At 48.1% G+C, this 7,180-nt stretch carries 7 protein-coding genes, 1 tRNA gene and 1 pseudogene; 7 read left to right on the forward strand and 2 right to left on the reverse strand.

Annotated features, from left to right (window positions below; all coding sequences use genetic code 11):
• Positions 1 to 17 precede the first annotated feature (17 nt).
• The 5 genes from JHL22_RS13710 (at position 18) to JHL22_RS13730 (ending at position 3,610) form a co-directional block, all read left to right on the forward strand.
• On the forward strand, positions 18 to 1,406 hold the full coding sequence (locus JHL22_RS13710; RefSeq protein WP_200238623.1) for a cytochrome b: 1,389 nt from the start codon (positions 18 to 20) through the stop codon (positions 1,404 to 1,406).
• 13 nt (positions 1,407 to 1,419) lie between these two features.
• A complete protein-coding gene (locus JHL22_RS13715; RefSeq protein ID WP_200238626.1) occupies positions 1,420 to 2,271 on the forward strand; it encodes a cytochrome c1 in 852 nt (283 codons plus the stop codon).
• 138 nt (positions 2,272 to 2,409) lie between these two features.
• Positions 2,410 to 3,021, forward strand: a complete 612-nt coding sequence (locus tag JHL22_RS13720; protein WP_189384359.1) for a glutathione S-transferase N-terminal domain-containing protein — start codon at positions 2,410 to 2,412, stop codon at positions 3,019 to 3,021.
• Between the two features lie 4 nt (positions 3,022 to 3,025).
• Complete coding sequence (locus JHL22_RS13725; RefSeq protein WP_200238629.1) at positions 3,026 to 3,445, forward strand: ClpXP protease specificity-enhancing factor; 420 nt, start codon at positions 3,026 to 3,028, stop codon at positions 3,443 to 3,445.
• A gap of 89 nt (positions 3,446 to 3,534) precedes the next feature.
• Positions 3,535 to 3,610, forward strand: a tRNA-Thr gene (locus JHL22_RS13730).
• A gap of 105 nt (positions 3,611 to 3,715) precedes the next feature.
• Here the strand turns inward: JHL22_RS13730 and JHL22_RS13735 are convergent.
• The gene (locus JHL22_RS13735; RefSeq protein ID WP_200238630.1) at positions 3,716 to 5,104 is read right to left on the reverse strand and encodes a HAMP domain-containing sensor histidine kinase; all 1,389 of its coding nucleotides are present in this window, start codon (positions 5,102 to 5,104) and stop codon (positions 3,716 to 3,718) included.
• A 17-nt stretch (positions 5,105 to 5,121) separates the two neighbouring features.
• Entirely contained in the window at positions 5,122 to 5,817 is a 696-nt protein-coding gene (locus JHL22_RS13740; protein WP_200238633.1) for a winged helix-turn-helix domain-containing protein, read from the reverse strand.
• A 264-nt stretch (positions 5,818 to 6,081) separates the two neighbouring features.
• Here JHL22_RS13740 and JHL22_RS13745 point away from each other — a divergent pair.
• Positions 6,082 to 6,528, forward strand: a pseudogene (locus tag JHL22_RS13745) (tripartite tricarboxylate transporter TctB family protein); the annotation flags it as partial.
• A 107-nt stretch (positions 6,529 to 6,635) separates the two neighbouring features.
• Positions 6,636 to 7,180: tripartite tricarboxylate transporter permease (locus JHL22_RS13750; protein ID WP_200238639.1), on the forward strand; the 545-nt coding region annotated here is incomplete at its 3' end.

A 7,180-nucleotide genomic window follows, 5' to 3' on the forward strand; every position in this document is an offset into this window, starting at 1 on the left:
AGAAAAGGAGCCTCTACATGGCTAGCGAAAAAGTTGTCGAAACGACAGGGTTATTGGGGTGGGTAGACAAGCGTTTCCCGCTGACCTCCCTATGGAAAGCGCATTTATCAGAATACTATGCGCCCAAGAATTTTAATTTCTGGTATTTTTTCGGTTCACTTGCATTACTCGTGTTGGTAATTCAAATTGTGACCGGTATTTTCATGGTCATGCACTACAAGCCCGATGCCGAACTGGCGTTTGCATCGGTCGAATACATCATGCGTGAAGTGCCTTATGGCTGGATTATCCGCTATATGCACTCAACAGGTGCGTCCATGTTCTTTGTCGTGGTCTATCTGCATATGCTGCGCGGCATGCTGTACGGTTCGTACCGCAAGCCCCGTGAACTGGTGTGGATTTTCGGTGTTGCCATTTTCCTGTGCTTAATGGCAGAGGCTTTCTTTGGCTACCTGTTGCCATGGGGTCAAATGTCTTTCTGGGGTGCCCAGGTTATTGTTAACCTGTTTGCAGCCATTCCTTTTGTTGGCCCAGAACTGTCTGTCTGGATTCGTGGTGATTTCGTGGTATCCGATGCCACGCTAAACCGCTTCTTTGCCTTCCACGTGATTGCCATTCCGCTGGTCCTTATCGGCCTGATCGTGGCTCACGTTATTGCCTTGCACGAAGTGGGTTCAAATAACCCCGACGGTATCGAGATCAAAGATAAAAAAGACGCGAACGGCCGTCCCCTTGATGGTATTCCGTTCCACCCTTACTACTCGGTCCATGACATCATGGGTGTAGCTGGGTTCCTGTTCATTTTTGCTGCAATCATGTTCTTTGCACCAACCATGGGCGGTTACTTCATCGAAGCCAACAACTTCCTGCCGGCAGATCCTTTCCAGACGCCTGCGCATATTGCACCGGTCTGGTATTTCACGCCGTTCTATTCAATGCTACGTGCCACTACCGATGAATTCACATGGGTGATGGTTGCGTTGGCGCTGATTTTTGCGGTTGGTTTGCTCCTGAGCAAAAATGTCAAAGGCATCTGGAAAATTATCTGGCCCGTTGTCCTGATTGGCGTTGCCGTTTCGCTTCGTGTGTTTGATGCCAAATTCTGGGGTGTGGTTGTCATGGGTGGTACGGTTGTTATCCTGGGTTTCCTGCCATGGCTGGATCACTCCAAGGTTAAATCAATCCGTTACCGTCCAACCTGGCACAAATTCCTGTATGTCGTTTTCATGATCGACTTCGTTGTTCTGGGCTACATTGGTACGCAACCACCAACGCCTGTATTAAATATCATTTCACAGGTCGGTACGCTCATTTATCTGGCATTTTTCTTCTTTATGCCAATCTGGAGCCGTTTGGGTACATTCAAGCAGGTACCTGATCGTGTGACTTTCCATCCTCATGCGTAAATCAGGAATGAACATGATTAAAAAACTATTAGGTGCGTTAGTATTGATGTTTGCTGTATCAGGTCCCGCCATGTCTGCCGCGGCGGGGCATCCTTGGGATCACGCCCCCAACCGGATTACTGATCTGGCTGCTTTGCAGAACGGTGCAAAACTGTTCGTCAATTACTGTCTGAACTGTCATAGCGCCAATGCCTTGCGCTATAACAAGCTGGTAGACCTTGGTCTGACCGAAAAAGAGATTGAAGAAAATCTATTGTTTACGGGCGCTAAGGTGGGTGACAAAATGACAGTTGCCATGAACCCCACAGATGCAAAACTCTGGCTGGGTGTTGCACCACCAGACTTGTCTGTTATGGCACGAGCCAAGGCGGCTAACCTGGGTCAGCCGGGTACCGACTACATTTATACTTACCTTCGTACGTTTTACCGTGATGTTACCCGTCCATTGGGCTGGAACAACCTGGTATTCCCCAACGCTGGTATGCCTAATGTGTTCTGGCAAGAGTCTGGCCCCAGCGAGCTAACCACTGTTGCTGTCCATCCCGTAGAAAAAGACGGGCAGGTACAATGGTTCAAAACAACCACACTGGTTGATGCAGAGGGTTTTAGCTCTGTTGTTAGCGATGAGCCGTTGGTTGATTACAAGGGTCAGGCTTCTGTTAAGCAAACGCTTAAATATCTGGATCCTGCCAAACAGACCGAGTTTGACAACAACATGGCTGATCTGGCTGCTTTCCTTGGCTGGATGGCTGAACCTGACCAACAATTCCGCAAGCAATTGGGAACTTGGGTTCTGCTGTTCCTGGCCTTGTTCTTTGTGATTGCATGGCGCCTGAACAAGACATACTGGAAGCATGTAAAATAAGCGGTTAGGGGTAAGGCAGACAAAATTTACCTTTAAATGAGGTACAATCAGACAGTCTGCCAAAATCCTTTTCATAGGGTCAGTGCTTTTTGTGGGCACTGGCCTTTCTTCATTTTCTTCAGTGGGAGTCCGCACAATATGATGGTGCTTTACTCTGGAACAACATGTCCATTTTCGCAACGGTGCCGCTTTGTCTTGTATGAAAAAGGCATGGATTTCGAGGTGCGTGATATAGATTTGTTTAATAAGCCAGAAGACATTTCTGTCATGAATCCTTATGGCAAAGTGCCTATTCTCGTTGAACGTGATCTGATTCTTTATGAATCAAATATCATCAATGAATATATTGATGAACGCTTTCCGCATCCTCAACTCATGCCCGCTGATCCTGTCATGCGTGCACGTACTCGCCTGTTCCTGCATAACTTTGAAAAAGAATTGTTTGTGTCAGTGGGTGTGCTAGAGGACCGTAGCTTGCAGGCAGATGAAAAACGGCTTGATCTTGCCCGTCGTACCATCAGGGATCGCCTGTCCCAGCTGGCCCCCTTGCTCATTAAAAACCGTTTCATGCTGGGTGAAGAGTTTTCCATGCTGGACGTGACGGTGGCTCCGTTGTTGTGGCGTCTTGATCACTATGGTATAGAATTGCCAAAAAGCGCAGCACCGCTGATGAAGTATGCCGAACGTATTTTCTCTCGTCCTGCCTATATCGAAGCGTTGACGCCTTCAGAAAAAGTAATGCGACGTTAATATCATGACTTCTGTTTCTACAAAACCTTATTTGCTTCGTGCCTTGTATGAATGGTGTACTGATTCCGGCTATACCCCGCATCTGGTGGTCAAGGTGGATCAATATTGCCAAGTGCCTCAAGAGCATGTGCGTGATGGCTATATCACCCTGAATATCGGTGCTCTGGCAACCGGTAAGCTGTCCATGGAAAATGACTGGATCAGTTTCAATGCGCGCTTCAATGGGGCTTCACGCAACATTGCCGTACCCGTTAGCGCCGTTTCCGCGATTTATTCCCGCGAAACCCAGGAAGGCATGCAGTTTGAAACAGAAGAATATGTGCCAGGGCAAGATGCAGAAGCAGAAGATATGCCCAATGATCCCGATGATCATCCACCTGCAGGTGGCGCAGGAAAAGCGCCGTGGTTGAAGGTGGTGAAATAAGCCAGTTTTTTTGTTTGTGTTTTTTTACAACAAATATGACTTTTTATCTGGACATTAAAACTATAAAGCGTATATAATTTCTTTCTTTAGCCGGCTTAGCTCAGTTGGTAGAGCAGCTGATTTGTAATCAGAAGGTCGAGGGTTCGACTCCTTTAGCCGGCACCAAATTCAAAGGCCTACGTTTTTTTAACGTAGGCCTTTATTATTTTTAGCGCTTGTTTAAGCAGAAATTTAATGCTTGCTTTGATAAAGCCAGATTGTTATTTGGGCTTATTGCCTGAAGCCCGGAGAATCTTCAAAGATGGGTAATTGGATATTCACAACCAAACCCGGTTGATTGTCGGCAAAGTCCAGTTCTCCGTCATGTAATGAAAGAATGGCGCGTACACTGGCCATACCCAGCCCAAAACCGCTGCTGTCAGGGTCCAGTTGATGGAAGTGCTGGCCTATGTTGGCGTATTCTTCGGCAGGAATGCCGGGGCCGTCGTCAGATACCTGCAGATTAATATGTTTGCCGGCTGTCGTGATCGTAATACGAATATCCTTTCTGGCGTGTTTGATGGCGTTTTCAATAAGCTGTGAAAGCATGCTGGCCAACAGGTCTGCATCGCCCCATACCCGTGCCTGGGCAACAGACTTAAGTTGCAGCATCAGGTTTTTTTCTTCAGCATAAGCTTCGTACATATCCACGACGTTGGCGGCGATTTGTTGCAGGTCGCATTGCCAGAATCGTTGGCGTTGAATGCCTGATTCAATTTCTGAAATATAAAGCAGTTTTTCAAACAGTTTGTTCAGGCTTTCAATTTCCGAAATTGAACGATGAATCGCTGCCCGCAAGTCGGATTCATTGTATTGTGGGTTTTGCACGGAACGCAATTGGTTGAGAATCCGGGTCAGGGGGGTGCGAAGATTATGGGCGATGGTATCGGACACGTGCCTGACGCCGGTCATGAGCGACTCAATTTTGTCCAGCATCGAGTTGATTTCGCTGCTCAGGAAGTAAAACTCATCTTTGGTGGCAGAAAGGGGGATGCGGGAAGAAAGATTGCCTTCACTGATTTTAACTGCGGTTTTCCTGATAGAACCAACCCGGTAATCCAGTTCCTTTCGGAACATATGAACGGCGACCATGACTAATAAAAAAGCGATGAATATGGTGGCCAGACAAGCCTGGCCAATTTGCCGGATGGTTCCATTCATGGAGTCAAGGTCAATGCCAGTAAAAAGAATACTTTGGTCGGGCAGTCTGGTTTCAAGCATCCGGGCCGTTGTGGGGTTACCATAAAGAACCAGTGGGACCTCGGTTTTGTTGGTTTCAGTCAGTTTGGGCCGTTGTTCCAGGTTGCCGGCCAGTTTTTGGCCATTTTCATCCAATAAAAGGTAGATCTCCTGGCTCCCGTCAATTTGATCCGAGAGGGTAATGTTGATGGCTTGTATTAACCCCTCCCGCCCTCCTAGATAAAACTCACCGGCCAGACGGGACATTGAGCTCGTGGCCTGCCGTGCGGCCTGGGAATGAAGGGTGCCAATAACCTGAAGATAGATAAAAGCCAGCAGAACAAGAATTGAGAAAAAAGCCAGCAGGCCATAGTTGACCATCAGGCGAAAGGAAACCGAGTCCCACGTCTTGCGGATTTTCATACGGATATATTCAGTCATAGGATTGAACGGGCGCGTTAATGATCGGGGGCCTGGGTGGATAGAAGATAGCCTTCTCCACGGACGGTATGAATCAGTGCGGGGGTGAATCCGGTGTCAATTTTCCGGCGCAGGCGGCTGATTTGCACATCAATGACATTAGATTGGGGGTCAAATCGGTAATCCCAAACCGCTTCAAGCAGCATGGTTCGGGTAACGACATTGCCTTCATTAAGCATGAGATGGTGTAAAAGGCGGAATTCACGTGGTTGCAGGTTAATGTACGTGCCTGAACGATCTACTTTACGGGTGACCAGATCCAGTTTCAGGTCTGCCACTTGCAATTGTTGTGGGGTTTGGTCGTTGCGGGTGGTTCTGCGAATCAGTGCCTCCATGCGGGCGATCAGTTCTGAAAATGAAAACGGCTTAGTCATGTAGTCATCGCAGCCTGACTTGAGTCCCTTGACCTTTTCATCGACGGCAGACAGGGCACTTAATATAATGACGGGCGTTTTATTGCCTGTCGACCTGAGGGTGGAAAGGATGGACAGGCCATCGATATTGCCAGGCAACATGCGGTCAAGAATAATAATGTCCCACTGGTCGCTGAGAGCCTTTTTCAACCCGTCGGGACCATTATTGCAAATTAACGTTTTATGCTTCAGTTCGGTAAGGCCTTTGGCGATATATCGGGCGTTTTCGTAGTCATCTTCCACAATCAGGCAATGCCACATTCGCTTTTCTCCATTAATGCTTGTTGTAATAATTAGTCATTATGCAATAAATTCAGTCGCTTAAGCCAATTGTAGTTAGGGTATCTACCAATAATTTATGTAAATAATGCGACATTAAGGGCATTGCCGTCAAAGATGACCAAATGGTAATGTTTTGTTCATTAATTTATGGATTGAATCCCTTACAATCTCGCTGTGTGGTTATATCCACAATATTAATTAAGCTTGAATAAAAGCGGTTAAGGAGAAAAAGAGGATGATTTCATGTTAATTAAGAACAATCAGGACTTCTGGTCGGGTTTGATGTTTATAGTTATTGGCGCAGGTTTTGCCCTGTTCTCCACGAGCTATGACATGGGTACGCCCGCCCGCATGGGGCCCGGCTATTTTCCATTCTGGCTGGGTGTCGTTTTGGCCCTGCTGGGTGGTATCGTTACGATCAACTCCCTGCGCGGTGAGGAAGGCGAAGATCACCATATTGGTAAATTCGACTTTGACATTCTGGCCCTGATCATCGGCTCGATTGTGGTGTTCGGTGTCATGCTGGATAACCTGGGTCTGTACATTTCACTGGTTCTGCTGATTATTTTCTGCAGCCTGGCCAGCCACGAGTTCAGCCTTAAAATTGCCATTGGCAATGCCATTTTCCTGGTTATCTTTACCTGGCTGGCGTTTGTCAAGGGCCTGGGTCTGATCTTCCCGTTGTGGCCGGTTCCCTTTGCCGAGTGGCCTACCTATGCAATGGTTATTATCCCCCTGTCGGTCATTGTGGGCGTCATCATTCTGATTAAAAAAATTAAAGGGAGCAAATAATCATGATGGAACTTTTAGAACACTTGTCCCTGGGGTTTTCCGTGGCTTTTACCATGGAAAACCTGACCTATGCATTTCTGGGCGCTTTGCTGGGCACCCTGATTGGTGTGTTGCCGGGCATTGGCCCCGTGCCCACCATTGCCATGCTGTTGCCGCTTACTTATATTCTGCCGCCTACCGCCGGTCTGATCATGCTGGCCGGTATTTATTACGGTGCCCAATATGGTGGTTCAACCACCGCCATTCTGGTGGCCTTGCCGGGTGAAACCTCGGCGGTAGTGACCGTGCTTGACGGGCACCAGATGGCCAAGAACGGCCGTGCGGGTGCTGCGTTATCCATTGCGGCCCTGGGCTCTTTCTTTGCTGGTTGTTTTGCCACTGTTTTGCTGGCCGCCTTTGCGCCACCCCTGGCTGAAGTCGCCTTCAAGTTTGGTCCGGCCGAATACTTCTCCCTGATGGTGCTGGGCCTGATTGGTGCGGTGGTACTGGCTTCCGGTTCCCTGCCCAAAGCGGTGTGCATGATTATCCTGGGCTTGTTGCTGGGTATGGT

The sequence above is a fragment of the Advenella mandrilli genome (assembly GCF_016595155.1).
Taxonomy (GTDB): domain Bacteria; phylum Pseudomonadota; class Gammaproteobacteria; order Burkholderiales; family Burkholderiaceae_B; genus Advenella; species Advenella mandrilli.